Raw genomic sequence first — 26,069 nt, 5'->3', positions numbered from 1 at the left:
GCGCTCCGTGACTCAGACGTAGGCCGCCAGTGCCTCCACCTGCTTGCGGACCTGGCCGACGAGCGCCGCGTATCCCGGGGGCAGCAGGCCGTTGCGCTCCAACGTGGCCCACATGTGCAGCAGTTCACGGCCGTGCGCGACCACCGCCCGGTCGTCGTCGAGCTGCTGCCAGGCGGCCGCCGCCCGCGCCACCTCCGCCGGGGCCCGGCCGTCCCGGGCGCGGCACCGGATCCGGGCCACCGCGAGGGCCAGCACGATGGCCTCCCGGTGGTCGCCGCGCAGGTGGGCAAGGTAGGCCTCGACGGCCCGTGCCTCCACGGCGTGCGGATGCTCGGCGCCCAGCGACTCGGTGAGGCCCTCGCGCAGCTCGGTCGCGTCGTCGAAGGCCTCGTCGAGCATGCCCGCGGCGGCGAGCCCGTTGATCCGGCCGATCCGCTCGGTGAGCCAGTCCGGGAAGTCGGTGCGTACGGCGCGCGCGGTCACGGCCGCCGGGTCCGGCACCTCCGCCCGCGCGGCGGCGGTGGCCCGCGCCCGGGCCACCGCGGTCGCGACGGCGGAGGCGGTGGCCGCGGCGGACGGCGGCACGACGACGGCCGCGGGAGCGGATGCCCGCTCGGGGACGGCGACCGGAAGGGGCGCGGGCGCCACCAGGTCGACGGGGGCGACAACCGGCGCGGGTGCCGGGACGGGCGCCGGGGGTGCGAACGCGGCCGGTGCGGGCGCCGGGGCCGGAATCGCGGGGGCGGACTCCGCCGGCGCCGGTGCAGGTGCCGGGGCCTGTGCCACGGGCGCCGGCTCGGCCTGGGCGGGTGCCGGGGCCGGAACCGCCGTTGCGGCCGGGGGGTCGTGCGGGGAGGGGCCGAGGTCGGTGGCCGGGGCCGGTGCGGGGGCCTCGTCCGGGTCGAGGACGAGGCTGGAGCCGTCCGGGAGGACCCGGAGGACGAACCGGGCCGCGTCCGGGCCGTCGAACACCGTCGCCTCGACGGCGCCGCCGCGCTCCTCCGCGTGGGCCTGCAGCCGGTCGAGCACCGCCTCGTGCACGGACTGGCCCGGCGCGGGGACCAGGGTGTGTCCGTCGATCTCGGCGATCCCCTCACCGGAGATGTACACGTCGAAGTGGGCCATCGCTGTCCTCCTCATGCGGCGGGGCCGGTCGTGGTGGCGTCCGGGTCGGGGGTGACGCCGGGGGTGGCGCCCGAGGGCGGTGCGCCGATGCCCTGGTACTTCGCGAACTGGGCGCGGATCGCGAGGACATAGCCCTGGGCCTCGTTGGTCTGCGGAACGCCCTTCGCCGCCTTGACCGCGTCCATCCCGACGTCGTACGCGGCCAGCGCGAGGTCGAGCGAGGTGTTGCTCGTCCCGTCCTCGCCGGTCTCCTGGATCACGCCGTCGTCGATCAACTGCTGGCCCTGTTTGGCCAGCTCGCACAGGTAGCGGCCCTGCGCCATGATCGAGTCCTCCGCGTCCAGGGCGGAGGTCTTGCCGTTGTCGTCGTCGTCCTTGCCGTACTGCTTGAAGATCTCGGGCGGCAGCTGGGAGATGCCCTCCTCGCCGTTCGGGCCGACGAGGGTCTTGTTGAAGCCGGACTCCTTCTCGATCTGCGAGGCGATGACGATCGGGCCGATCGCGCCGCACAGTTCACCGGCGTTCTGGATCGGGTCCACCAGGTCCTCGGGCACCGTCGAGGTGTCCAACTGCCCCTTGCCGTCGCCCTGGAAGATGCTCAGGGTCTGGTCCGCGGTGTCCTCGCTGGGGGGATCGCCGCCGCCGCCGTGGAACAGCAGGTAGAGCGCGATGAGCGGGGCGAGCAGGACGCCGAACCCGCCCAGGATCACGACGACGACCAGCGTGCCGGCCAGGGCGAGCGGCGACAGCAGGCAGCCGCAACCGGTGCCCGCGATGATGCCGTTCCGGACGGCGGTCGACGCACCGCCTTCTCCGCCTTCTCCACTCATGGCGCCCGCCTTCTTCCCCACACCTTGAACCGCTGTGGCCACATGACCCGTTGTGCTGTCCGACGGGCTCGACAGATCCAAACGGCGCCCGGAGCAAATAAGTTCAAACCAGTGGAAACCAGATGAGCCAGAGCAGCGGATTCACGAGCGAAGAGGGGGGCGGGGCACACATGGGCACTCCTTCGGCACTGCCGTCGGGCCCGGGGTCATGGGTACGGGGACCGAAGAACCCACAGCCGACGCCTCCGGAAGCGCGGCCCGCTCCCGAGGCCGACGGGACCGCCGCGGAGCCCGCCGGATCCCCGGCTGCCCCGCCGGCACCGGCCGGAAACCCGGCCGCCCCGGCACACCCGGCATCCCCGGCCCCGCAGCAGATACCCGGCGCCGGGCAGCAGGCGGCTCCGGCCGGTCCGCACGGGGCACCTCAGGTTCCCGCCGCGCAGGCCCCCGTCGGGCCCGCCGCCCCGCAGGCCCAGGCGGCTCCGGTACAGGCTTCCCCGGCGCAGGTGACTCCGGTCCAGGCGCCCCCCGTTCAGGCGGCGCCCGGTCACGCGCAGCCCGTTCAGGCGCCCCCCGTTCACTACGTGGCACCGCAGGCACAGCAGGCTCCCGTGCAGGCGGCTCCCGTGCAGGCGGCCCCCGTGCAGGCAGCCCCTGTGCAGGCGGCCCCCGCCCCGGCGGCTCCGGTCCAGCCCGGTGTCCCGCAGGCGCCGGCAACCCCGGTCGCATCGGCCCCTGTTCAGCCGGCGCATCCTCAACAGGCCGCGCCTCAGGCCGCGTACCAGCAGGCAGGCGCCCAGTACGTCGCCCCCGCCCCGCAACCGGCGCCTGCGCCACAGGCGGTGGCGCAGGCTCGGCCCGCCGCCCCCGTGGCCCCGCAGCCGACCGCCCCCGTCGCCCCCGCACCCCGGAAGGCCGCCGCGCGCCCCAAGGCCGCGGCCGCCCCGGCGCGGGCGGCCGGCGGGCGGCGGCCTGCTCCGGCCGCCGACGCCGAGCCCGGCTGGGGCCGGCCCAAGAAGCCCCGGCCCGTCCGCGGGAAGTCGCGCGACGACGTCGGCTGGGTGAAGGCCCACGGCGGATCCGGCGCGACCTCGATGGTCGAGGCCTTCGGCGGCGTCGACGTGGGAGCCCGCTGGCCCGACCCGGCCCGCGGCGAACCGCGCCGGGTCGTGCTCGTGGGCCGCACCAGCGCGCGCGGACTCCAGTCCGTCTCCCAGGCACTCGGCGCGCTGAAGGACGGCAACGCCCCGCAGGGTCTCGAACTGCTCGGCGTCGTCCTCGTCGCCGACGCCCCCGGACGGCTGCCGCTCAGTCTGCTCCGCCGTATCCGCGTGCTCCGCTCGGTCGCCCGCGTGCACCGCGTGCCGTGGATCCCGGCCTGGCGCACCGGCGGCCGGCCGAGGTCCGTCCCCAGGCAACTCGCCACGCTCTCCAAGCTGGTGGGCGGCGAGCTCTACGGCGAGGGAGCCGTGTCATGACCCCACCCCTCCTCGACGCGCGGTTCCTCGCCGCGTACACCCCGCCCGTGGGTGCCGACACGATCCTCGGCCTGCTCGCCTGGTGCGCCTCGGCGTGCGGGGTCGGCGGACTGATCATCGTCGGCATCCAGATGGCGCTCCAGCTGCGCCGCGGCGACCCCGGCGAGGGCGGCGAGCACTTCCGCGGTGTCTTCTTCGTCACCCTCAGCTGCCTGGTCGCGACCTGCGCCGGGCCGCTCGTCGCGGCCCTCGGCAGCCTCCAGCTCCTCGGTCCCTGACCGCACCACCCTCGCGCAACACCAGTCACCCAGTCGCCCACCGCTCGTGCCGGGCGCCGATTCCTCGGAGATCCCCATGTCCTCTCTGCTCTACGAAGCCTCCAACATCCTCGCCGCCGCTGTCCCCAACCCGGCCCGCAACGCCCCCCCTGCGCTGACCACCAAGGTCGACAAGGTCCTCGGCATAGCCGCCTGGGCCGGCACCGCCGCCGGTGTCGCCGGCGTGCTCATCACCGGCGCGATGATGGCCGTCTCGGTGAAGCGCGGCGAGAGCTCGGAGCACATGAGCCGGCTCGGCATGGTCCTCGGCGGCTGTGTCCTCGTCGCCACCGCGGGCCCGCTGATCAGCTTCGTCTTCGCGTAAGCGGGCGCCGGTCGTGAAGTTCACACGCAGGGAGCGCCGGCTCGCGGAGACCGGGCCGTACTACAAGCAGCGCAGCTGGCAGCTGTCAGCGGGGTTCATCGGCATCGTGGTCGTGGTGGGCGGGATCGTCAGCCTGTTGTCCGGCCCGGGCGCGAGCGCGGACGGTACGAACACCGCGGCCTCCGAAGGGCCCCTGTCCCAGGTCTCCGCCGCGAAGGACGGCCGGCCCAAGGGCTGCAGCACCGACGACAGCGCCGGTTCCGCCCTGCCCAAGGCCGCGCCCAAGGACGTGACCTGGCGCACCCTCGGTGTCGCGCGGGTGCCGATCTCCGCCTCGGCGGGCCCCACCCTGATCCAGGGGCCGCTGTGGTGGTGCTACGCGCACACGCCCGCCGGGGCCGCGCTGGCCGCGCACATCATCCCGTCGCAGATGAGCGGATCGCACTGGCGCACCGTCACCGAGCAGCAGGTGGTGGCCGGGCAGGGACGCGAGATGTTCGAGTTCCAGCGGGCCACCGTCGCGAACACGGACGGGCAGAGCGACGGCACGGCCGTCGCCTCGTACGTCGGCTTCTCGGTGACCGCCTACACGGAGTCGGCGGCGACCGTGCGGCTGCTCCTGAAGAGCGCCCAGGGATACGCGGCGACCACCATCTCCCTGCGCTGGAGCGGCGGCGACTGGAAGGTGCGGCCCGACGACAACGGGTCCCTGCACTCCCCGGTGTCCTCGGTCCAGACCACCAACGGCTTCACCCTCTGGGGGGTCTGACGTGAACTGCACGTCCGGAAATCCGGTCATCGACCTGGTGAAGGGTTTCTTCAGCTTTCTCGGCGACCCCATCGGCACCATCGTCGACCTGATCGCGAAGACCATTCTCGCGGGCGCGGTCGCCGTGTTCGCGGCGCTGACCACCAACGTCCCGACGCTGGAACAGACCGACACGTCGAAGGGCATCAGCGCCGACACGCAGTGGATCGTCGTCTACCTGGCCGTCGGCTCGCTGCTCTTCGCCGCCTGCCGCATGGCCATCGAACGCAAGGGGGACGCGGGCCGCACGGCGCTCAAGGGCATCATGCGGGTGGTGCTCGTCTCGGGCGCCGCCACCACCGTCGTCGTGGCCGCCGCGTCCGTGGGCGACAGCTACTCCAACTACCTGTTCAACAACGCCGTACGCGATTCGCTGAACAACGTGGGGGCCTGTTCGGACGGCAGTGGCATCCAGTCGTTCCTGCTGCTGGTCCTCGCCTTCCTGCTGCTGATCTCCGGGATCATCCACACGATCCTGATGTACATCCGGCTCGGCGTCATGATGCTGCTGCTGGGCACCCTTCCGCTGGCCGCCGCGGCCTCGATGACGGACTGGGGCGCCGGCTGGTGGCGCAAGCACGTCGGCTGGATGATCGCCTGGCTGCTCTACAAACCGGCGGTCGCCCTCGTCCTCAACGCGGGCATGGCGATGATCAATTCGGGCCAGAACAGCGGCTCGGGCGACGCGGCCACCATCAACACCCGTATCGCCGGTATCGGCGTGATGCTGCTCTCGGCCATCGCGCTGCCCGCCCTGCTGAAGCTGATCGTGCCCGCCACCGCCGCCATGGGCACCGGCAACCCGATGTCCAGCATGGGGCAGGCGGGTTCCAACCTGGCCAGTGGCGCGGTGCAGCTCGGCGGCCGGGGCGGCAGCTCCGGCGGCGGCGCGCAGGTGGGCCCGAGCGGTGCGTCCGGCACGGGCGGCGCGAACGGGTCCGGCGGTTCGTCCGGCTCGGGCGGTTCCTCCGGCGCGGGCGGCGAGGCCGGCGCGACCGGATCGGGCGGCGCGAACGGCGCGGCTGCCGCGGGCCGGGCCGGCGGTGCCTCGGGTGCCGGAGCCGCGGGCAGCGGTGCCGCGGCGGCGGCAGGACCCGCGGGGGTCGCGGTGCTCGCGGCGGTGGCCGCGGCCCAGGTGGCCAGCTCGACGGTCTCCGGCGCCGTGGAGGGCGCCGACGGCGAGCTGGGCAACAACAAGTGACGCGCGGGGAGCCGACGGCGGCCGGACCACGCCTCTGACGCGTCCGCCCCGCGTCTCCCCCACGACCGGCCGCCGGGCTCCCTTCCCCCCTGGGAGTCCGGCGGTCTCCTCCTCACCACCCGCCCCACCGCCTGCCGTACTCCCCATGACTTCACGAAGGGAACCGGACTCATGTCCACGGAAGCCGCCACCCATCCGACCTACGGAAACTGGCGCAGGCCACGGCGACCGGGGCTCGGACCGCTCGGACTCGTCGGCACCTTCGGGGTGTTCGGCGGTCTCATCGTCACCCTGCTCGCGTCGCTGATCTCGCTGTACGCGGCGCTGGTCGTGCTCGTCCCGATCGTCGTCTTCCTGGTGCCGCTGTCCATCCGCACCCAGGACGGCCGCAATGTGTACCAGCTGATCACGCTGCGCGTCGGCTGGTGGCGCCGCAAGGCGAAGGGCGCGCACCTGTACGTCTCCGGTCCGCTGTCCGCCCGTCCCGGCGGCCGGTTCCGTCCGCCGGGCCTGCTCAACAAGGTCACCGCGACCGAGGGCCGGGACGCCTACGACCGCCCTTTCGGCGTCCTGCACCACCCGGTCCGCAACCTGTACACGATCGTCCTCGGCTGCGACCCGGACGGCGGTTCGCTCATCGACCCGGACCAGGTCGACGTCTGGGTCGCGCTGTGGGGCGAGTGGCTGGCCCGGCTGTCCCACGAACCCGGCCTGCGCGGCGCCTCCGTGATCGTGGAGACCGCCCCCGACCCGGGCACCCGCCTCGCCCACGAGGTACTCCCGCGCATCCACCCCGACGCCCCGCCGGCCGCCCGTGCCGTGATGGAGGAGGTCGTGGAGCGGTACCCGAGCGCGTCCTCGGAGATGCACACGTACATCACCCTGACCTACGGCGTCCCGCCGGGCCAGCGGCGCAAGAAGGACGACGTGATCACCGACCTCGCCATCCGCATCCCGGGTCTGCTCAGCGGACTCGTCGCGGCCGGCGGCGGTGCCGCGTACCCGCTGTCCGCGGAACGGATCGCCGAGGTCGTCCGGGTCGCCTACGACCCGGCGGTCGCCGCCGACGTCCTCAACGCCCGTGCCCAGCAGGGCGGAACGGGCCTGGAGTGGGACGACGCGGGTCCCGCCGCCGCCGTCGAGACCGTGAACAGCTACCAGCACGACTCCGGCGTCTCACGGACCTGGCTGCTGACCCTCGCGCCGCGCGGCACGATCCGCTCCTCGGTGCTGCGCGGCATGCTGGAGGCCGCCCCCGGCACCCGGCGCAAGCGGGTCGCCCTGGTCTACCGCCCCATCGACCCGGCCACCTCGGCCCGCATCGTGGAGGCGGACCGCCGCAGCGCCCAGTTCATGGCGACGTCCGGCAAGGGCATGGTCCAGGCCCGCGCGGCCTCCGAGGTGCGGGCGGCGGAGCAGACCGCGGCCGAGGAGGCGTCGGGCGCCGGGCTCGTGGAGTTCTCGCTGATGCTGACGGTCACCGTGGACACCATGGAGGAGCTGGCGGACGCGAGCGTGACCGTACGCAACCTGACCGCGGCGTCCCGCGTGCTGATGCGGCCCGCGGACCGGATGCAGGCGGCGGCGTTCAGCTGCACCCTGCCCGCCGGCATCCTCCCCTGGGAGCAGACCCTCATCCCGCACGAGCTGCAGGAGGCGCTGTGAGCCGCCGCCGCGAGGAGAAGCTGGCCGAGCGGGCCGACCGGCTCGCCGAGGAGCAGGCGTTCAGAGCCGCGGCCCCGGGCGGGTCCGGCGTGGAGAAGCCCGGACGGAAGAGGAAGGCCAAGGCGGTCGAGGACGTCGGGGCGCACCTCGCCCCCGACGCCGTCCCCACCGGCGCTCCGGCCCCGTCCGACAGGAACGGCAGGGCGGCCGGAGCGGGGAAGTCCGGCAAGGCCGCGAAGTCCGGGAAGGAGAAGGCTCCCGGGAGGACCAAGGAGCTGTTCGTCCCGCACCGCGGCTGGTACGGCGTGGGCGGCGGCCGGGTCGGCTACATGGACCCGCCCACCATGTGGCGCGCGACCACCGTGCAGGCCTGCGGCATGTGGCCCTTCGCCGCCGGTTCCGGCTCACCGATGACCGGAGTGCCGCTCGGGCAGCACCTGTTCACCGGCGCCACCGTGTGCGGCGACCCGCTGAACTGGTTCACCCGGGCCCGCTACATCTCCAACCCCTCCCTGTTCATGCTCGGCATGCCGGGTCTGGGCAAGTCCACGCTGGTCAACCGGATGCTGATCGGGCTCGCCGCCACCGGTGTCGTCCCGCTGGTCCTCGGCGACCTGAAGCCGGACTACGCCGACACCGTGCGCGCCCTCGGCGGCCAGGTCATCTCCATCGGACGCGGCCGGGGCGGCATCAACGTCCTGGACCCGGGGGCGATGGGCGCGGCCGCCGCGAAGATCGGCGGCGAGGCCGGCGAGGTGCTGAAGGCCGAGGCTCACGGCCGTGTCCTGAACATGGTCGCCGCGCTCGTCACCATCGTCCGCGGCCGGCCGATGGACGACCACGAGCAGTCCGTGCTCTCCGCCGTCCTGCACCACCTGCGCGAACGCACCCCGCAAGGCCGTACGGTGCTGCTGCCCGACGTGCTGCGGGTCCTCACCGAGGGTCCGCCCCGGGTCCGTGCCGTCACGCTCGACCGGGGCGACGACGCCCGCTACCGGGACGCCGTCGACCCGTTGCACCGCTCGCTGCTCGGCATCCTCGACGGCCCGCTCGGCGACACCTTCGCCTCCGAGACGTCCACCCGGATCGACCCGAACGCGCCCGCCGTGTGCATCGACATCTCCGGCATCGGCGAGGCCGACACCCAGCTGACCGCCGCCGCGATGCTCGCCGCCTGGTCCGACGGGCTCGGCACGGTCGCCGCCTCGCACGCCCTCGCGGACGCCGGACTGGCGCCCAGGCGCTGGTTCTTCACCGTCCTCGACGAACTGTGGCGCCCGCTGCGCGCGGCCTCCGGCATCGTCGACCGCATCGACGCGCTGACCCGCCTCAACCGCTCGCTCGGCCTCGGCGACGCGAAGATCACCCACACCCTCAAGGACGCCGAGGCCCTCGGCACCGACGCGGACCGCGCCAAGGCGCGCGGCTTCGTCGAACGCGCCGGGATGGTTGTGTGCGCGGGGCTCCCGCGGACCGAGATGGAGGACCTGGGCAAGGTCGTCGGTCTGTCCCGGCGCGAGATCGAACTCGTGTCGTCCTGGTCGTCGCCGCCCGGCTGGGGCGTGAACGGCGACAACGAGGAGCCGCCCGGCCGCGGCCGCTTCCTCATCAAGGTCGGCGGACGGCCCGGCATCCCCATCAAGGTCGCCATCACCGACGCGGAGCGCCACCTGCACAACACCAACACCCGCTGGACGCCCAACGAGGACGCCGTCGAGCAGGCGGCGGCACGCGCCGCGCAGCAGGTCGCCCGGGCCGCCCAGGAGGGTGTGCTGCCCGGCGGGCCCGGCACCGAGGCGGCGGGGAGGTGGACCGCGTGAGCGCTCCCCGCGGCGGAGGCGGCGGCGACCTGCACGACCTGCTTCCGTGGGCGATCGTCGCGGTCGCCGGCACCGGCATGGTGATGTTCACCGTCGCCTGGTCCGGCGGCACCCTCGGCGCCGGCCTGTCCGGCAACGGCTGGGACGCCCCGCCGTTCGCGCTGTCCACCATCTCCCACCTGGTCTCCGACGGACCCGGCGCCCTGTGGCCGGCCGCGCCGCCCGCCGCCGTCTACGCGGGCATGCTGGGCCTGCTGGTCCTCATCGCGGTCCCCCTCGCCCTGGTCGTCCGCCTCCTCATGGACCGGTCGGCACGGCCCAAGGGCCTGGCCGGACGGCGTGAACTCGCCGCCATGTGCCCCAAGGGCATCGAGTCCCGCGCCCGCGAGCTGCGCCCCGGGCTCAAGGGCCGCGACCAGGTGCACCCGGACGAGACGGGCAACCTCCTCGGCGACCTGGAACCCAAGGGCCCCGAGCTGCGCAGCAGTTACGAGGACGTCGAGCTCGACCTCATGGCGCCCCGCGCCGGCAAGTCCACCGGGATCGCGGTGCCCCGGGTGCTGCGCGCCCAGGGCGCGGTGCTGCTCACCTCCAACAAGGCCGACGTGTACGCCGTGACCCGCGCCGAGCGCGCGAAGGCGGGGACGGTCTGGACGTTCGACCCGCAGGGCATCGCGCACACCCCGCGCGCCCTGTGGTGGAACATCCTCGGCGAGTGCCACACCATCGAGGGCGCCCGCCGGATGGCCGGGCACTTCGTCGCCTCCGTCAACGACGACACGGCGAAGAAGGACTTCTGGATCTCGGCCGCCCAGAACACCCTGACCGCGCTGTTCCTCGCCGCCGCGCGCGGCCGGGCCCCGCTGACCGAGCTCCTCGCCTGGCTCGCCGACCCCGCCGACCGCACCCCGATCGACCTGCTGCGCGAGGTCGGACTCGTCGCGATGGCCGAGCAGTTGCAGGGAACGGTGCGGGGCGCGGTGGAGACCCGGGACGGCATCTACGAGACGGCGCGGCAGACCGTGTCCTGCCTCCTCGACCCGGAGATCCTCGCCTGGGTCACCCCGGACCCCGACCTCCCGGAGTTCCGGCCCGACCGGCACGTCCTCGGCCACGACACGCTCTACCTGCTGTCGAAGGACGGCGGCGGTTCGGCCGCCGGCGTCATCGCGGGGCTCGCGGACGCGACGATGCGGGCGGGCGTCGTGGCCGCCGAGCGCATGGGGGGCCGCCTCGACCCGCCGCTGACCGCCGTCCTCGACGAGGCGGCGAACGTGTGCCGCATCTCCGATCTGCCCGACCTGTACTCGCACTTCGGCTCCCGGGGCATCAACGTCGTTACGCTGCTCCAGAGTTACCGGCAGGGCGCCCGCGTGTGGGGCGAGGTCGGCATGGACGCCCTGTGGAGCGCGGCGACCATCAAACTGCTCGGCGCCGGCCTCGACGACGCCGACTTCGTCCAGAAGATCTCCACCCTGGTCGGCCAGCACGACGTGAAGACGCCGAGCATCTCGCGGAGCAAGGACGGCACGTCACGGTCGTACTCCTACCGCCAGGAGGCCGTCCTGCCGCCGGACCGGATCCGCGCCCTGCCGAAGGGCACGGCACTGCTCCTCGCCACCGGGGTCAGGCCGGCGCTGATCCGGCTCCGCCCCTGGTACAAGGAGCCCGGCGCCGGTGCCATCTCCGCCGCGGCGAAGGCGGAGACGGCGGCGATCACCGAACGCGCGGCGAGCCGTCTGCTGCCCGGCGTGACCCTGCACAAGCCGGAGCCCGGCCGGGACGCCGCGCCAGCGTGACCGTCCTGAGCACCAGCTCGGCGGGCCCGTACCGGTACCGGCCCATCAGCCGGTACCCGTAGGCGAGCTGGAGGCCGTAGAGCAGCACGCAGCCCGCGAGGACGGCGGCGGTGCCGACGCGGTCGTACAGCCCGAAGCCGTAGCCGGTGAACACGCAGGCGAGGACGAGCGACTGGGTGAGGTAGTGGCTGAGCGCCATGCGCCCGGCGGCGGCGAGCACGTCCGCCGCCGGGCGCACGGCGTCGGCCAGCAGCAGCACCCCGCACGCGTACGACGCCGTGAGGGCGGGCGCGGTCAGCAGGGACACCGCGTGCCCGACCAGGAACCAGCGGCTGTCGAGCGGGCCGTCCGCGCAGACGGCGGTGACCGCGCCGCCCGCCAGGCCGACGGGCAGCCACCGCAGGGCGGTCCGCCGCAGCCACGCCCGGTCCCGGCCACGTCGCTCCACGAGTCCGGCCTTGGCCGCCGCGAGGCCCGCGAGGAACGCGGCCAGCATGTCGGGGGTGTACATCAGGTTGGCGCCGAGCGCCGACGGCAGCTCCCTCAGATGGGCCCCGATCACCGACCCGAACCCGCCGCGGTAGGCGGCCACGGTGTCCGCGACCCGCGGCGCGTACTGGGCGGGCGTGACCGGTCCGGTCAGCGCGACGGTCAGCAGCCCGTAGGCGAGGAGCAGCACGGCCAGGCCCGCCACCAGACAGACCGCGACCCGTACGGCGGCCCGGGGGGTGAGGTCGCGCAGCGCGTACAGGACGAGGCCGAGAGCGGCGTACGTCATCAGGATGTCGCCGGGGTAGAGCAGCACGGCGTGTGCGAGTCCGAGTCCGAACAGCCCTGCGGTGCGCCGCAGATGACGTGGTGCGGAGCCGGTGTCCGACGGGCCGGCCGCGTGGCGGTCGAGGACGAAGCTGTAGCCGAGGAGGAAGGAGAAGAGCTGGTAGGCGGTGGTGGTCGCGGTCACGCCCCAGGCGGCCGCCCGGTCCAGGGCCGAGGCGCCGGGCCCGCCGCCGAACGCCGTGTACGGGTCCGCCATCAGCTGGGCGTTGACGAGCAGGATGCCGAACAGGGCGAACCCGCGGAGCACATCGACCTCGACGACCCGGCCGCCCCGCGCGCCGGCACCGGCCGCCCCGGCCGCGTCCCCGCTCACGACGAGACCATGACCCCGGTACCGAAGGCCAGGGTCGAGGACAGGAACCAGCCGAACGATGGCGCCAGCAGGTAGCGCAGCGTCCACAGCCGGGCCGCGGCGGGCCGGTTCTGCGCGTAGACCACGGGCACGCTGCCGCCGACCGGCGGCAGCCCGCACAACGGCCCGCGCCACCCCGGATCGAAGACGAGACCGCGTCCCAGGTGGTCGGAGAACACCACGAGCCCGCCGGGCCTCCGGTCGGCGACCTTGCGGGGCGTGACCTGGCCCATCACCCGCAGACCGCGCAGCCACAGCCGTACGGCTCCCAGCACCGACCGTGCCGCCAGCGTCAGGAACCCGAGGCCGAACCCCGTGCACAGCGCCAGCGGCACCAACTCCGCGACCATTCCACTCCCTTCGTCCACGACCGCCTTCGAGGCACAACGTCCGGTGGTGTCCGACCGGTTCACACCGTCGCTTTGAACCACCGCCCGCCGTCGCCCCGTTGTGGGGACGACCCCCGGCTCTCTCCCATACGGCGGCTACGAAAGGAGCTTCGGCCCAGATGAGACGGACCCCGCGCGCACCCGGCCACCGGACGGCCGCGACCCTGGCTCTGGCCCTCGCGCTGACGGCGACGGCCCAGCAGTCGGCCCGGGCCGAGCCCGCGCCTGTGCCCGGCACCCTCACCGAGGTGCGCGCCGAACTCGAACGGCTCTATCACGACGCGGAGGTGGCCACCGACAAGTACAACGCCGCCGACGAGAAGGTGACCGAGCAGGAGAAGCGCGTCCACACGCTCCGAGGCCAGATCGAGACGGCCGAGACGAAGCTGGGCCGGCTCACCCGGCTGGCGGGCGCGGCGGCCCGCGCCCAGTACCGGGGCGACAGCCTCCCCGCCGAGATGCAGTTCGCCCTCGCGGAGAACCCCGAACACGCCCTGGACAACGCGTCGTTGGCCCGCCAGGCGCAACAGGCGACGCAGGGGGTGCTGACCGCGCTGACCGCCACCCGCAAGGACCTGGGAACCCGGACCGACAAGGCCACCGCCACCCTGAAGAGCCTGCGGGCGAACCGCCGCGCCAAGGACACCGAGCGACGGTCGGTCGAGAAGCACATCGACGACGCGAAGAAGATCGAGTCGACGCTGGAGAAGAAGGAGGTCGAGCGGCTCGCCGCGCTGGACAAGAAGGACGCGGACGAAGCCCAGGCGAAGTGGGTGGGGACGGGCGTCCTCGACAAGGTCGGCACCGACGCGACCCCCGCCGGCCGGAAGGCCATCGCGTTCGCCACCCGCCAGCTCGGCAAGCCCTACGTGTGGGGCGCCGAGGGCCCCGACTCCTTCGACTGCTCGGGCCTCACCTCGCAGGCCTGGCTCGCGGCCGGCCACGTCATCCCCCGCACCTCGGAGGAGCAGTGGCGCCGCCTGAAGCACGTCGCCGTCGAGGACATGCGCCCCGGCGACCTCATCATCTACTTCGCCGACGCCAGCCACGTCGCCCTCTACATAGGCGACGGCAAGATCATCCAGGCCCCGCGCCCCGGCCGCTGGGTGTACGTCTCCCCGGCGGCGTCGATGGAGATCCTCGGGGTGGTCCGGCCGGACGCGTGAACCCGGCGGGGACGGTGCCCGTTGTGCTCCACGTCCGGGTGCCGAACCACTCCGGGCCACATCCGAGCCGCCGAGAGTCACCAGGAGGGCCATGTCGACCTTGCCAACGGAGGAGCCCACTGCGCCGGAGGCGCCCGCCGCCGCGGAGAAACCCGCGTCGGCACCGCTGTTCATCCTCTACATGGAGGGCCCCGCCTACGCGAGCACCCTGCGCCAGCTCACCCTGTGGGTGCACCACGTCCTGCTGCCTGTCTACGGCAGGGAGGTGACCTCGGGGTCCCCTTGGTGTCCCCGTTGGTGGGAGCACCCTGAGGCGGTCGCCCAGCTCCACGGCCTGTGGCTGGCCTGGGGCGACCTGACGGGGCCGGGTTCCACGATGACCGGTCCCGCCAGTTGGCACCGCGACTACCTGTCGTCGGTCATGGACACCCTGCGGAACCCGCAAGGCCCGTTCGCCGGCTGCAAGCCCGGCATGCACCGCCCGAAGGAGACACCCACGGTGGCCGCCATGGACCCGTTCGCCCCGCCGCCCCGGCAGCCGCAGTCGGCGCCTCCCCCGCCCGGCCCGCCTCCCCCGCCGGTCTGACGGACCTCCCGAGCCCCGCCCCCTGCCGCGTCAGGCGCGGTCGGGTCCTCGGACTTGTGGCGGAGTGCGCTGAACCGCGCTCCCCCGCACCCGCGTTGTGTCTGTCGAGCGGAGTACGTACCCGGTCGGCGCGTCGAACGGGACGCCGCCACAGGCTCCGTACGGAGCAAGGACCCACCCCAGAAAGAAGGGTGAAAATGCCAGGCTCAGGCAATTCGAGCGACAGCGACCACTCCAACGCCAGTTCGTACCACTCCGTCAGGGTACGCAGCAGCGGAGCCGTCGAACGGTCGAGGTCGGCCGTCCCGGAGAGCGCACCGGAACTCTTCGCGGGCGCGACAGGCATGTACGACCAAGGCGCACGGCAGTTCTACGCGGTCGACACACAGCAGCAGGCGGCGGCCCGCTGGAGCAGCAGCAACAAGGCATGGGAGTGGATGAAGTCGAACAAGGCGAAGCTCGCCAAGGCCTTGGTCGACGTCGCTCCCACTCTCATCCAGGGTGCTTCGACGTTCATCCCCGGTAGGGCCGGCACGATCGTCAACGGAGTGGGAATCGCCGCTCAGGGCGCGGTGGCCGGCCAGGAGCTCTACGGCCAGTTCCAGCAGCATCGCGCGGGCGGTGTCGTCGACGGCGTCCAGGTGGGCGCGAGCATCGGCCGGCTGGTGTCCACGGGACTCAACACGTACGGGGCCGTCGGCGACCAGGAGTCCTCGACCACCAAGATGATCGGCGGTGCGGGATCGTGGGTGGCCGGCGCGGCGACCGCCACCGACCTCACGCACCACGCCCACACCAACCAGGGCGACCTGGCGCCGGGCGACGCCGAGAACCAGATGTACGGCTTGCACAACAACCCGCAGCTCGGAAACCAGCCGGGGCAGTTCCCGCCCGGATACAACCCTCCGACGCAGCCCCCGTCCTCCACCTCCTCCTTCCAGACGCAGAACCCGACCAACGCGTCGGCCGGAACCTTCAACCCGCCCGCGAACGCGCGCCGCGGCCAGCCCGAGGGCAGCCAGGAAGCCCACCGGCGCCAGGTCCGGGAAGGCAAGAAGAAGGTCGTCCAGTCCAACGCCCGAGGCAGCGGCTGACCGCCACCGGCCCGTCCCACACGGTCGCGCTCGCCAGGCGCGGCCGTGTGCCGTCGTACCGGATGCTGAACCGGGCGGAGTACGGGATCCGTTGTGCTTCTTGAGCCGGCGGCGCCATCAGGCCGGCGGAACACCCACAGGTCGAGGAGGTACGCACATGCCCGCTTCCCACGCCAGGCGGTTCGCGTCGCAAGGCCTGCTGGAGCGCCGTCGGCCCGCGGCCGGCGTGAACTGCTTCTACGAACGTCAGGTCCCGGCCCGCCCGGTCCACGGTGCTCCGTGGTACCCCGTGGCCCCGCTCCCGCCCGGCCTGCTGCCCCTGCCCGTGGGATTCACCTTGGCGATCCCGTCGGTCCCGGCCACGGTCGCCTCCTGACCCGCCCGCCGCCGGGATCTGAACCGTGGGCGCCGGGGGCCCGTTGTGGCCCCCGACAGCACCTCCGACCTGATTGAGGGGCAACCGTGGCGAACGACAGCGCGGCTTCCTCGGCCAGGAAGCGGCTGACCAGGAAGACACCGCCCAAGCAGCCCGACCCGCCCGAGGTCGCCCTGGCACGCAGTCTCCTCACGACCGAGTACGCCGTGCGGGGCGCCCGGCCCGGCAGCGAGGCCCGTTCGGGGAAGGGGCAGAGCGCCTGGGACCAGCTCGCGGACGAACTCGCCCGCTTCATCGACCGTCTCAGAGGCCGGTCGCCGTCCGCCGGAGGAGCCCCCGGCGGGGGTGGCGGAGGGGACACCGGCGGAGTCGGACAGGCCGAGCCGCACGCGGCGCAGGCGATGCGGAGCGGGCCGCCGCAACAGCCGCTCTCCGCAGGGTCGATGCTCTCGTCGAGGGCGGCCTTCGAAGGGACGATCGACCAGCTTCCGCCCTCCGCGCGCGAGGCCTTCGAGGACGCGGTCCTGCATCTGGTCCGGACCGAGAAGAAGTGGAAGAAGGCCTACGACAAGGCGCCCGCCGGCATGCCGAGTGTCGCGATGTACGCCAACAACGCGTATCTGCGGGAACTCCGCCGCGACGCTCCCCCCGGGGTCGATGCGCCGACGCGAGAGCAGGGCAGGCCGGGGGTCGACTCCCCTCCCACGGTGACGGCCTCGGAGGCCATGACCGGCGCCGGGACCGCCATCATGGCCCAGGACCAGGTGCAGTTCGACCGGCTGCGCGCCCGCTGGGAACGCCCGGCCCCCGCTCCGGAGGACTCCGCCACGACGTCGGCCAGGAGCAGCTTCGGGTATCCCGGCGAGAGCGAGATGAGCGACGGGAACGCCTTCCAGGAGGCCCAGCGGGCGCAGTACGCCTGGAGCACCGACAACTCCCGCAACCCTGGCCAGGACCAGGCGAGCGACGCCGTCGGATTCCGGGCGGCCGAGGAGGCGAGGCTGGAAAGGATCACGGGCAACCCCCCGGGCCCGACCCCTACCCCGGCCCAGGAGGCGGAACAGGCCCACCAGGCGTGGAACCAGGCCGACTTCACCCACCCGGCCCGCGAGCCCATGAGCGACGGGAACGCCTTCCTCGCGTCCGAGAACAGCCGGCTGTCGGGGGACGGCACCACCCTGTCCTTCGCTCCCCCGAATCCCCTGTCGCCGGTGTCCCCCCTGCTCCCCTCCACGCTCCCCGCGGCGAACGGGCAGCAGTCCCTGCTCGGCAGCGAGGGACACGCGGCCCTGCGCGACTCGATCGCCTCCGTGTCACCGGCCTCCACGTCCAGAGACGCCGGCACCCCCACGAGGCCGGCCGGCACACCGCCGGTCAGGAAGACCTCCACCGTCTCGACCGCCCGCCGGGCCTGACATCCCCCGCCAGGTGAACCATCCACCCCCGCCCATCCGTCGTGCCTGCGGCGACGCCACCCGATCGCCGTACCAGCGCATCCCCCACGGAGAGGCACGCCCTATGCGCAGACGCACCCCCTTACTCCTCGCCCTGCTCCTCGTCATCGTCGGTGTGACCGGCACCGCCTTCGCGGTGCAGTCCCACCGTTCCGGCCGGAGCATCCAGGGCACACCGGCCGCCGACGTCGCCGAGCACACCGTCACCCTGCAGAACAGGACGGGCAGCCGTATCTGGGTCGGCAGCACGGTCAACGCCGACGGCTCGACCGCGCTCACCGGCCTGCCGGTGCTCGACCCCGGCCAGTCCGCCACGGTCACCGTCCCCGAGCGCGCGGGCGCCGGGCACTGGCGCGGCACCTTCTTCGCGCGCCAGGGCTGCGGCGGCGAGGACGGCAGTACGTTCCACTGTGCCGTCGGCGACTGCGGACCGCACGCCGATCGCTGCTCGACCGGTGAACAGCCCACGGGGCTGGCCGAGTTCAACTTCGACCCGGCCGACTCACTCGCCCCCTGGTACGACGTGAGCTACGTCAACGCCGTCGCCGCACCGGTCACCATCACCCCGAACGACGTGGCACCGCCCGCGAGCGGCGAGTGCGCGGTGGCGGGCTGCGCGGAGGACCTGCTGTCCGCGTGCCCGGCCGACAACCTCGTCAAGGACCAGGGCACGGGCGCGCCGCTGGTGTGCGTCAACCCGAACCGGGACGCGAAGACCGGCTACAGCGACATGGTCAACCAGAAGTGCCCGACCGCGTACGCCTGGTCGAAGCAGGACGCCGAGCCGGGCAACAAGGTCATGTACCAGTGCACCAAGTGCACCGGCCTGACCGTCGCGTTCGGCACCGGCAGCGCGGCCCCGGCCGAGCCCGCCGCCACACAGCCGGCCCCGGAGAACAAGACCCCGGCCGCCGGACGCAAGGGCGTCAGCCTCAACCCCGTCGACGGCGCCTCCCAGGCGCTCGCCGACTCCGGCGCCTCCTGGTACTTCAACTGGGCTTCCTCGACGGGCGCGGTGACCAGGCCGAACGGCGTCGACTACGTCCCGATGATCTGGGGTCCCGGCTCGGTCACCGACACCGAACTCGGCCAGGCCGCCAAGGAGGGCAAGGAACTCCTCGGCTTCAACGAGCCGGACTCGCCGACCCAGGCGAACATGACGCCCGAGCAGGCGCTCGACCAGTGGCCCCGGCTGGAGGCGACCGGTCTGCGGCTCGGCGCTCCCGCGGTCGCCACCGGCGCCGACGTGGCTGGCGGCTGGCTGGACCGGTTCATGCAGGGGGCCGCCCAGCGGGGGCTGCGCGTCGACTTCATCCCGGTGCACTGGTACGGCGCCGACTTCGGACCCGACGCCGCCAACCAGCTCCGCGGCTACCTCCAGGCGGTGCACGACCGCTATCACAAGCCGGTCTGGCTGACGGAGTACGGCCTGATCGACTTCTCCAAGGGCACGCCCCGCTACCCGAGCCAGCAGGAGCAGACCGACTTCATCCGCTCCTCGACGCAGATGCTGGACGGCCTGGACTTCATGGAGCGGTACGCGTGGTTCACGCTCTCCACGGTGACCAGCCCGACCGGTCTGTACGACGGGGCGACCGCCAACGCGAGCGGCCGGGTCTACCACGACGCAGGCTGACCTGCCCCGGCGGTTGAACCGTCCGCCCCCGCGCCCCGTTGTGCGGGGGGAACCCGGTCGCGGCCCTCCCCCGGGCCGCGGCCGGCCCCTCGTCGAAGGAGACACATGTCAGGCGGTCCGTCCCGGCTCGGCCCTCGGGGCACGGGCGTCGGACGGCCCGTCCTCGAGGCGGCCGAGCCGCACGCGGACCTTCTCGGCGTCCGGATGGTCGAACTCCACGAAGATCGCCAGGGCCTGGCGCCAGCTGTCGCGCGCCGCCTCCGGCTCCTGGGCGTCCAGGTGGACGTCCCCGAGGTTGCCGAGCGTGTGGCCCTCGCCCCACCGGTTGCCGATGTCCCGGTGGGTCTTGAGGGCCTGGAGGTGGTACTCGACGGCGGCGTCGTGGCGCCGGAGACGGCGGTGGACGGTGCCGAGGATGTCGAGGGTCACGCCCTCGACCCAGCGGTTGCCGCCCGCGCGCAGGACCGTCAGTGCCTGGTCCAGGCAGGCGACGGCCTCGTCGAAGCGGCCGAGCTTCTGGTAGGCGTCGCCCAGGTTGCTGAGGGCGATGCCCTCGCCCCAGGCGCCGCCGATGACCCGTTCGATGGCCAGGCCGCGCCGGGTGTACTCGATGGCCTTGTCGAGCTGCCCCGACTGGAGGTAGGCGTCGCCGAGATTGGCGACCGCCGAGGCGCGGCCGTCGTGGTCGCCGAGGTCGCGGTAGGCGGTCATCGCCTGGTGCAGGTGGTCGATCGTCTCGTCGAGCCGCCCCGAACTGCGCAGCGCGGCGGCCACGTCCGCGAGTCCCTGCGCCACGCCGTCGCGGTCGTGGGCGCCGCGCGCGGCGGCCAGGCCGGCCTTCGCGGTGTCGAGCCAGTCGTGGATGTGGCTGCGCAGGTAGAAGAAGCCCCACAGCACGGCGGGCAGCCGCCACGCGATCCCGGGGTGCCCGGACGCGGCGGCCTGGTGGACGGCGCTGACGAGATTGCCGCGCTCCTTCTCGCACCAGCGCACCGCCTCGTCCTGCGTGCCGAAGTCCAGCGGCCGGCACAGCGGGGGCAGCGGATCGAGCGGGATCCGGCGCCGGTGCGGGGTGATGTGCGGATAGGCGGCCTCGGCGGTGTGCAGGTACCAGGAGAGCAGCCGTTCCACCGCCAGGTCCCGCTCCTCGGGCGTCTCCTCGGCGCGGACCCGTTCGGCGGCGTACACCCGCAGCAGGTCGTGCAGGGTGTAGCGGCCGGGGAAGTGCTCGGTGAGCAGATGGGCCCGGGTCAGTTCGACGAGCAGCCCGCGGGCCTCCCGGGACGGCAGGCCGGTGAGCGCCGCGGCGGCGGGCGCGGAGATGTCGGGCCCGGAGTGCAGGCTCAGCAGATGGAAGAGGCGCGCGGCCGGCGCCGACAGCACCTTGTACGACCAGGAGAAGACCGCCCGTACGTCGGTGGTGATGTCGTCGCCGCCGGCGAAGGCGTCGAGACTGCCGTGGGTCTCCCGCAGTTCGTCGACGATCGCGCTGAGCGGGAAGCCGGGGTACGCGGCGGCGTGCGCGGCGACGATGGACAGGGCGAGCGGCAGCCGGGCGCACCGGGTGATGATCTCGTCCGTCGCCTGCGGTTCCGCCGCGAGCCGTTCGGTGCCGAGGCGGCGCGCCAGGAGGTCGTGCGCCTCGGCGGGCGACAGCTGGTCCAGCGTCAGCGGGTGGGCGCCCTCCCCGGCGACCAGTCCGGTGAGCTGGTTGCGGCTGGTCACGATGACCAGGCAGCCCGGAGAGCCGGGCAGCAGCGGCCGGACCTGTTCGGTGTCCCGTGCGTTGTCGAGCAGGACGAGCACCCGACGCCGGGCGAGGAGGCTGCGGTACAGCGCCGCCTGGGCGTCGAGGCCTGCGGGGATCCGCATCGGGGGGACACCGAGCGCGTCGAGGAACGTACGGATGGCCTCCTCCGGCGTCACGACGACACCGGTCGGGTCGAAGCCGCGCAGATTGACGTAGAGCTGCCCGTCGGAGAAGCGGTCGGCGATCTCGTGGGCCCAGTGCACGGCGAGGGTCGTCTTGCCGATGCCGGCCATGCCGCCGATCGCGCTGATGACCACCGAGGCCGGGGTGCTGCCACCCTCGGGCAACAGGGCGCGGGCGCGCTCCAGTTCGGCGGAGCGTCCGGCGAACGTCGGCAGGTCGGCGGGGAGTTGTGCGGGACGCGCCGGGTGCGCGACGACCGGCGGCGCCGGTTCGGCCGACACCTCCGGCGGCTCCGCCTTCCCGGTCTGCTCGGGCGTCGCGGGCGGCCCGGCACCGAGGGACACGTCGGCGGCGAGGATGCGGTCGTGCAGATCCTGCAGTGCGGCGCCGGGTTCGATACCCAGCTCGGCCACCAGTGTGGCCCGCGTCCTGCGATAGGTGGCGAGTGCCTCGGCCTGCCGACCGGACCGGTACAGCGCCAGCATGAGCAGCCGGCACAGTTGCTCGCGCAGCGGGAACCTGCCGGTCAGCGCGAGGAGTTCGGCGATCACCTCGCCGTCCCGTCCCAGCTCCACGTCCACGTCGAGCCGGGCCTCCAGGGCGGCGAGCCGCTGTTCGTTCAGCCGGGACGCCTCGGACTCGGCGAGCGGGCCGGGGACTCCGGCCAGCGCCGCGCCCTGCCAGCCCGCGAGGGCCGCGCGCAGCAGATCGGCCGCGGCGGCCGGTTCGCCGGCGGCGCGCAGCCGGCGGGCCTCGGCGGTCCGCCGCTCGAACACGTCGAGGTCCAGGGCGCCTTCGGGGAGCCGGAGAAGGTAGCCGTCGCCGACGGACACGACCACCCGGGGTGCGTCGGTGGTGTCCCGTTCCGGTTCCAGCGCCTTGCGCAGCCGGGACACATAGGTCCGCAGGACGGACACGGCGGCCGCCGGCGGCTGTTCGCCCCAGACCGCGTCGAGGAGTTCACCGAGCATGACGGGGCGTCCACGGCGCAGCAGGAGGGCCGCCAGCACCGCCCGCTGCTGCGGGGAACCGACGTCCACCTCCTGTTCGCCGTGCCATGCCCGGACCGGCCCCAGCACGGCGAAACGCACGGATTCCTCGTAGGCCTTCACTCTTCGGACTGTACTGAACACCTGTTTCACACAAGGGGTCTTGACGGTTCCGGACCGCTGCCGGCCCCGGGGCACGCTGCCCTCCCGGTCCGCCCGCCCCCGCCCTCGGGGGCAGCGAACGGCGGACGGGAACGCACGGACGCACAGGGTCCGTTCCGTACCCCCGCGGGATTGAACCGTTTCCGGCCGGCACCCGTTGCGCTACGCGGGGACCGACGCGACGGGCCCTGCCGGAGCCGTGCGGCGGGGAACGTCAGGAAGGAAACGCGATGAGCCGGGGCGAAGAGACCGACGAGCCGAACACGGGAGGCGACCCTGCCGTGCCCGGGAAGCCGATGGATCTCGGCAAGCCGGACACCGTGGGCGAGGCGTCCGAACCGGCACCCCGCTTCGCGGTGGTCATCTCGGGCGACGGCTCGGCCGCCATCGACGGCGAGCCCGTGCCCGCGTCGGCGGGAACGACGGTCGACGCCGCGATCCTCGACGTCCTGCACGGGTACGCCCGCGACCTGAACACCACGGTGACCGCCACCATCTCCGACCCGTCGGCGGGCTACGTGGCGTTCGTCGAGGTGGCGCCCGACGGTTCGAGCAGCCTGCTGGACCAGCAGGAGCAGCAGGAACCGCAGCAGGAACCGACCCCGCCGCCGGCTCCCGTACCGCTGCCGGTACCGGCACCTGAGCACACGGGGCCGCCGCCGGCCGAAGCCGAACTCGCCGACGGAACCGAGGACTTCGCCGAGGAGCGGGCGGCCGAGGGGGACGGCCACGGCGCCTACGCCGAGGACGCCGACGACGACTACGACGACGACCCGTACGACGGTGACGCCGCCGGCGCATACGAGGACGACGACGAAGAAGATCACGACGCCGAAGCCGCCGAAGCCGAAGCCGAAGCCGACGATGACGATGACGATGACGACGGTTACGACGTAGAGGCGTACGCGCTGGAGCAGCAGAGGCTGCGGGAGGCGGCCCCGCTGCCTCCGCCGCCACCGGCCCCCAACGCGCCGTCCTCCTCGTACGCGTCGGCACCCTCGTACGCGGACGACGATGCCGATGACGATGACGACGAGGCCGCGGACTTCGGGGCGGACTCGGGCCGGGAGGAGGGATTCCCGGTCGCCGGGGCCGCCGCCGCACGCCCCGCGCCGCAGCTCGTCCGCAGGCCGGGGTCGCGCCAGTCGGACGACGAGTACCGGGGTCCGGGCCTGCTGCACCGGCCGATGGTCGTCGGGCCGGTGGGCCTCGTCGTGGCTGCCCTTGTGATCGTTCCGCTGGTGATCCTGGGCAGCGGGGGCTCGGACGACGGCGGGCACCGCAAGGAGGCCGCCCGGTCGAGCGAGGAGACGAGCAAGAGCCCGCAGGCCGGGAAGCCGGGGCCGATATCGACCTCGTCGCCGAGTCTCCCGCCGCCGCCCAGCGTCTCGGCGTCCCCGTCTCCGAAGCCGAAGAAGTCGAAGGACGCGAAGAAGGAGACGAAGAAGCCGGGAGGCGGCGGAGGGGTCGTCGTCACCATCACGGCGAGGCCGCCGCAGGCCACGGTGACCGCGAAGCCCGCGAAGCCCGCGCAGGACACGGCGGCGAGCGCCGTGAAGCGGCTCGCCAGGAACGACCCGTCGGGGCGGCACATCTGCTACCGCGCCTACGTCTCCGGACAGGGCTGGCAGAAGCCCGTGTGCGACGGGACGATGGCCGGCACGACCAACCAGAACCGCCCGATCAAGGCCCTCAACATCGCGGTGTCGGGCAGCGGGGGATCCTCCGCCAACGCCTTCGTCCACAACTCCGCCTCCAAGGACGGCCGGGGCAAGTGGATGCCGCAGTGGACGCCGGTCAGGGCGGACGGCGCGAACAACTACATCGGCAGCACGAAGAAGGGCGCGCCGAACATGTCCGGCTTCGCCATCAACGTCGGCACCGGACGCGTCTGCCAGCTGGCCAAGGTCCACTCGTTCGACTGGGGCGGCCAGGGCTGCGCGGACGCCCGGCCCGGCTACATCTTCGGCGGCGCCCTGGAGAACGACCGCTACCTCGAAGCGGTCAAGTTCACCGTCTGACGGCCCCGGGGCGGCGAACGTCGCGGAGCCGGGGGTTGTGGGGCCGAGGGGCGAAACACTGTGCCCCGACGGCCCCCTCCGGCTGCCCTGCCGACTGCCCCTTCGGACACCAGAGGCGTCCCGAGAACGCCGGGACCCGCCGTGCCGACCGACCCCACGCAAAAGCCCAGCTCGGACACCGTCCGAGCTGGGCTTGAACTCAAAAAGAGCCCCCTGTCGGATTCGAACCGACGACCTACGCATTACAAGTGCGTTGCTCTGGCCATCTGAGCTAAGGAGGCCTGCACGCGCGCGTGCGCTGTGTACGTGCCCGTGCAGTGTACCCACGTCACCAGGGGCCCCTGTCGAAAATTTCCGCGAACTTCACCGGTCCCGGAGTACTGACAGAACACGTGAACGGCAGGTAGCGTCCTGAACCAGTTCACCCATGTGGACTACACCACTACGGACCCGTTCGTAGTGGATCACCACCTTTACAACGGATCGTCCGGCACGTTCCTGCCGGTGAAGGGGGCCCCTCACCATGGCCACTGTCTCGTTCAACAAGGCGACCCGCATCTACCCGGGTGGCGACAAGCCCGCCGTCGACCAGCTCGAGCTCGACGTCGCGGACGGCGAGTTCCTCGTCCTCGTCGGTCCCTCCGGCTGCGGAAAGTCCACCTCCCTGCGCATGCTCGCGGGTCTCGAGGACGTCAACGGCGGTTCGATCCACATCGGTGACCGTGACGTCACGCACCTGCCGCCCAAGGACCGGGACATCGCCATGGTGTTCCAGAACTACGCGCTGTACCCGCACATGACCGTCGCCGACAACATGGGCTTCGCGCTCAAGATCGCCGGCGTCAACAAGGCCGAGATCCGCCAGAAGGTCGAGGACGCGGCGAAGATCCTCGACCTCACCGAGTACCTCGGCCGCAAGCCGAAGGCCCTCTCCGGCGGTCAGCGCCAGCGTGTCGCGATGGGCCGCGCGATCGTGCGGGAGCCCCAGGTCTTCCTCATGGACGAGCCGCTGTCGAACCTCGACGCCAAGCTCCGTGTCTCCACCCGTACGCAGATCGCCTCGCTGCAGCGCCGCCTCGGCATCACCACGGTGTACGTCACCCACGACCAGGTCGAGGCCATGACCATGGGCGACCGCGTGGCCGTGCTCAAGGACGGTCTGCTCCAGCAGGTCGACTCGCCGCGCAACATGTACGACCGCCCGGCCAACCTCTTCGTCGCCGGCTTCATCGGCTCCCCGGCCATGAACCTGGTCGAGGTCCCGATCACCGACGGTGGCGTGAAGTTCGGCAACAGCGTCGTCCCGGTCAACCGCGAGGCCCTCTCGGCCGCCGCCGACAAGGGCGACCGCACGGTCACCGTCGGCATCCGCCCGGAGCACTTCGACGTCGTCGAGCACAACGGCGAGGCCGCCAAGTCGCTCTCCAAGGACACCGAGGACGCCCCGGCCGGCCTCGCCGTCTCGGTGAACGTCGTCGAGGAGCTCGGCGCCGACGGTTACGTCTACGGCTCCGCCAAGGTCGACGGCGAGCTCAAGGACCTCGTCGTCCGCGTCAGCGGCCGCGCCGTCCCGGACAAGGGCGCCACGCTGCACGTCGTGCCGCGTCCGGGCGAGATCCACGTCTTCTCCACCTCGACGGGCGAGCGTCTGTCCGACTGACGTCCGCGTCGTCCGGGCCGAACGCACACCCCGTAGAGGGTGAATT

21 protein-coding genes and 1 tRNA gene are annotated in these 26,069 nt (G+C 73.1%); 16 read left to right on the top strand and 6 right to left on the bottom strand.

Annotation, left to right across the window (positions count from 1 at the left end; translation table 11 throughout):
- Nucleotides 1-12: 12 nt before the first annotated feature.
- Together OG406_RS22150 and OG406_RS22145 are read right to left on the bottom strand one after the other, a co-directional pair.
- The gene (locus OG406_RS22150) at nucleotides 13-1,125 is read right to left on the bottom strand and encodes a hypothetical protein (protein WP_329187357.1); all 1,113 of its coding nucleotides are present in this window, start codon (nucleotides 1,123-1,125) and stop codon (nucleotides 13-15) included.
- Nucleotides 1,126-1,136: 11 nt separating this feature from the next.
- Nucleotides 1,137-1,955 carry a transglycosylase SLT domain-containing protein gene (locus OG406_RS22145; protein ID WP_081217960.1) on the bottom strand — a complete coding sequence of 273 codons (819 nt, stop codon included), beginning with the start codon at nucleotides 1,953-1,955 and terminating at the stop codon, nucleotides 1,137-1,139.
- Nucleotides 1,956-2,797: 842 nt separating this feature from the next.
- Here OG406_RS22145 and OG406_RS22140 point away from each other — a divergent pair.
- The 8 genes from OG406_RS22140 (at nucleotide 2,798) to OG406_RS22105 (ending at nucleotide 11,368) form a co-directional block, all read left to right on the top strand.
- Nucleotides 2,798-3,433, top strand: coding sequence for a hypothetical protein (locus OG406_RS22140; protein WP_326842917.1), 636 nt, complete (start codon nucleotides 2,798-2,800; stop codon nucleotides 3,431-3,433).
- Entirely contained in the window at nucleotides 3,430-3,711 is a 282-nt protein-coding gene (locus tag OG406_RS22135) for a hypothetical protein (RefSeq protein WP_081217966.1), read from the top strand. The genes OG406_RS22140 and OG406_RS22135 overlap by 4 nt, the downstream gene beginning before the upstream one ends.
- Before the next feature lie 76 nt (nucleotides 3,712-3,787).
- Nucleotides 3,788-4,075, top strand: coding sequence for a hypothetical protein (locus OG406_RS22130; RefSeq protein ID WP_329187355.1), 288 nt, complete (start codon nucleotides 3,788-3,790; stop codon nucleotides 4,073-4,075).
- A gap of 13 nt (nucleotides 4,076-4,088) precedes the next feature.
- Nucleotides 4,089-4,844 (top strand): hypothetical protein, encoded by a 756-nt coding sequence (locus OG406_RS22125; RefSeq protein ID WP_266847859.1) that lies wholly within the window; start codon nucleotides 4,089-4,091, stop codon nucleotides 4,842-4,844.
- Nucleotide 4,845: 1 nt separating this feature from the next.
- On the top strand, nucleotides 4,846-6,084 hold the full coding sequence (locus OG406_RS22120) for a hypothetical protein (RefSeq protein WP_266614731.1): 1,239 nt from the start codon (nucleotides 4,846-4,848) through the stop codon (nucleotides 6,082-6,084).
- 171 nt (nucleotides 6,085-6,255) lie between these two features.
- Nucleotides 6,256-7,749: an SCO6880 family protein gene (locus OG406_RS22115; protein WP_081217976.1), complete on the top strand. Its 1,494-nt coding sequence runs from the start codon at nucleotides 6,256-6,258 to the stop codon at nucleotides 7,747-7,749.
- 329 nt (nucleotides 7,750-8,078) lie between these two features.
- Complete coding sequence (locus OG406_RS22110; RefSeq protein WP_203661194.1) at nucleotides 8,079-9,569, top strand: ATP/GTP-binding protein; 1,491 nt, start codon at nucleotides 8,079-8,081, stop codon at nucleotides 9,567-9,569.
- Nucleotides 9,557-11,368, top strand: a complete 1,812-nt coding sequence (locus OG406_RS22105; RefSeq protein ID WP_443067098.1) for a type IV secretory system conjugative DNA transfer family protein — start codon at nucleotides 9,557-9,559, stop codon at nucleotides 11,366-11,368. Before OG406_RS22110 ends, OG406_RS22105 begins: the two co-directional genes overlap by 13 nt.
- Here OG406_RS22105 and OG406_RS22100 read toward each other — a convergent pair.
- The gene (locus OG406_RS22100; protein ID WP_329187350.1) at nucleotides 11,286-12,518 is read right to left on the bottom strand and encodes a DUF418 domain-containing protein; all 1,233 of its coding nucleotides are present in this window, start codon (nucleotides 12,516-12,518) and stop codon (nucleotides 11,286-11,288) included. The genes OG406_RS22105 and OG406_RS22100 overlap by 83 nt on opposite strands.
- Nucleotides 12,515-12,925 carry a hypothetical protein gene (locus tag OG406_RS22095; protein ID WP_266614736.1) on the bottom strand — a complete coding sequence of 137 codons (411 nt, stop codon included), beginning with the start codon at nucleotides 12,923-12,925 and terminating at the stop codon, nucleotides 12,515-12,517. The genes OG406_RS22100 and OG406_RS22095 overlap by 4 nt, the downstream gene beginning before the upstream one ends.
- 140 nt (nucleotides 12,926-13,065) lie before the next feature.
- Between OG406_RS22095 and OG406_RS22090 the strand changes: the two genes are divergently transcribed.
- The 6 genes from OG406_RS22090 (at nucleotide 13,066) to OG406_RS22065 (ending at nucleotide 19,258) form a co-directional block, all read left to right on the top strand.
- A complete protein-coding gene (locus OG406_RS22090; RefSeq protein WP_329187349.1) occupies nucleotides 13,066-14,112 on the top strand; it encodes a C40 family peptidase in 1,047 nt (348 codons plus the stop codon).
- Nucleotides 14,113-14,203: 91 nt separating this feature from the next.
- A complete protein-coding gene (locus tag OG406_RS22085) occupies nucleotides 14,204-14,698 on the top strand; it encodes a DUF4913 domain-containing protein (protein WP_164374243.1) in 495 nt (164 codons plus the stop codon).
- A gap of 197 nt (nucleotides 14,699-14,895) precedes the next feature.
- Nucleotides 14,896-15,792, top strand: coding sequence for a hypothetical protein (locus OG406_RS22080; RefSeq protein WP_267051168.1), 897 nt, complete (start codon nucleotides 14,896-14,898; stop codon nucleotides 15,790-15,792).
- Nucleotides 15,793-15,949: 157 nt separating this feature from the next.
- Nucleotides 15,950-16,168, top strand: coding sequence for a hypothetical protein (locus OG406_RS22075; protein WP_326842913.1), 219 nt, complete (start codon nucleotides 15,950-15,952; stop codon nucleotides 16,166-16,168).
- An 86-nt stretch (nucleotides 16,169-16,254) separates the two neighbouring features.
- A complete protein-coding gene (locus OG406_RS22070) occupies nucleotides 16,255-17,583 on the top strand; it encodes a hypothetical protein (protein ID WP_329187346.1) in 1,329 nt (442 codons plus the stop codon).
- A 103-nt stretch (nucleotides 17,584-17,686) separates the two neighbouring features.
- Entirely contained in the window at nucleotides 17,687-19,258 is a 1,572-nt protein-coding gene (locus tag OG406_RS22065) for a glycosyl hydrolase (protein ID WP_164374239.1), read from the top strand.
- A gap of 108 nt (nucleotides 19,259-19,366) precedes the next feature.
- Here the strand turns inward: OG406_RS22065 and OG406_RS22060 are convergent, their stop codons facing one another.
- Nucleotides 19,367-22,303, bottom strand: coding sequence for an AfsR/SARP family transcriptional regulator (locus OG406_RS22060; RefSeq protein WP_329187343.1), 2,937 nt, complete (start codon nucleotides 22,301-22,303; stop codon nucleotides 19,367-19,369).
- 269 nt (nucleotides 22,304-22,572) lie between these two features.
- Here OG406_RS22060 and OG406_RS22055 point away from each other — a divergent pair, with 269 nt between their 5' ends.
- Nucleotides 22,573-24,363 carry a hypothetical protein gene (locus OG406_RS22055; protein ID WP_329187341.1) on the top strand — a complete coding sequence of 597 codons (1,791 nt, stop codon included), beginning with the start codon at nucleotides 22,573-22,575 and terminating at the stop codon, nucleotides 24,361-24,363.
- A 207-nt stretch (nucleotides 24,364-24,570) separates the two neighbouring features.
- Here OG406_RS22055 and OG406_RS22050 read toward each other — a convergent pair.
- Nucleotides 24,571-24,644: transfer RNA gene (locus OG406_RS22050), tRNA-Thr, on the bottom strand.
- 242 nt (nucleotides 24,645-24,886) lie between these two features.
- Between OG406_RS22050 and OG406_RS22045 the strand changes: the two genes are divergently transcribed.
- The gene (locus OG406_RS22045; protein ID WP_267051193.1) at nucleotides 24,887-26,023 is read left to right on the top strand and encodes an ABC transporter ATP-binding protein; all 1,137 of its coding nucleotides are present in this window, start codon (nucleotides 24,887-24,889) and stop codon (nucleotides 26,021-26,023) included.
- Nucleotides 26,024-26,069 lie beyond the last annotated feature (46 nt).

Origin of the sequence: Streptomyces sp. NBC_01428, from assembly GCF_036231965.1 — a bacterium.
Lineage (GTDB): Bacteria > Actinomycetota > Actinomycetes > Streptomycetales > Streptomycetaceae > Streptomyces.
Note: the sequence above shows the minus strand (reverse complement) of the source record. Positions and strands in the feature narration are given on the sequence as shown.

What these genes read in the sequence shown, in the direction of transcription:
- OG406_RS22150 (WP_329187357.1), bottom strand. Translation starts at nt 1,125, where the DNA reads ATGGCCCACTTCGACGTGTACATCTCCGGTGAGGGGATCGCCGAGATC.
- OG406_RS22145 (WP_081217960.1), bottom strand. Translation starts at nt 1,955, where the DNA reads ATGAGTGGAGAAGGCGGAGAAGGCGGTGCGTCGACCGCCGTCCGGAAC.
- OG406_RS22135 (WP_081217966.1), top strand. Translation starts at nt 3,430, where the DNA reads ATGACCCCACCCCTCCTCGACGCGCGGTTCCTCGCCGCGTACACCCCG.
- OG406_RS22130 (WP_329187355.1), top strand. Translation starts at nt 3,788, where the DNA reads ATGTCCTCTCTGCTCTACGAAGCCTCCAACATCCTCGCCGCCGCTGTC.
- OG406_RS22115 (WP_081217976.1), top strand. Translation starts at nt 6,256, where the DNA reads ATGTCCACGGAAGCCGCCACCCATCCGACCTACGGAAACTGGCGCAGG.
- OG406_RS22110 (WP_203661194.1), top strand. Translation starts at nt 8,079, where the DNA reads ATGGACCCGCCCACCATGTGGCGCGCGACCACCGTGCAGGCCTGCGGC.
- OG406_RS22090 (WP_329187349.1), top strand. Translation starts at nt 13,066, where the DNA reads ATGAGACGGACCCCGCGCGCACCCGGCCACCGGACGGCCGCGACCCTG.
- OG406_RS22085 (WP_164374243.1), top strand. Translation starts at nt 14,204, where the DNA reads ATGTCGACCTTGCCAACGGAGGAGCCCACTGCGCCGGAGGCGCCCGCC.
- OG406_RS22080 (WP_267051168.1), top strand. Translation starts at nt 14,896, where the DNA reads ATGCCAGGCTCAGGCAATTCGAGCGACAGCGACCACTCCAACGCCAGT.
- OG406_RS22075 (WP_326842913.1), top strand. Translation starts at nt 15,950, where the DNA reads ATGCCCGCTTCCCACGCCAGGCGGTTCGCGTCGCAAGGCCTGCTGGAG.
- OG406_RS22065 (WP_164374239.1), top strand. Translation starts at nt 17,687, where the DNA reads ATGCGCAGACGCACCCCCTTACTCCTCGCCCTGCTCCTCGTCATCGTC.
- OG406_RS22055 (WP_329187341.1), top strand. Translation starts at nt 22,573, where the DNA reads ATGAGCCGGGGCGAAGAGACCGACGAGCCGAACACGGGAGGCGACCCT.
- OG406_RS22045 (WP_267051193.1), top strand. Translation starts at nt 24,887, where the DNA reads ATGGCCACTGTCTCGTTCAACAAGGCGACCCGCATCTACCCGGGTGGC.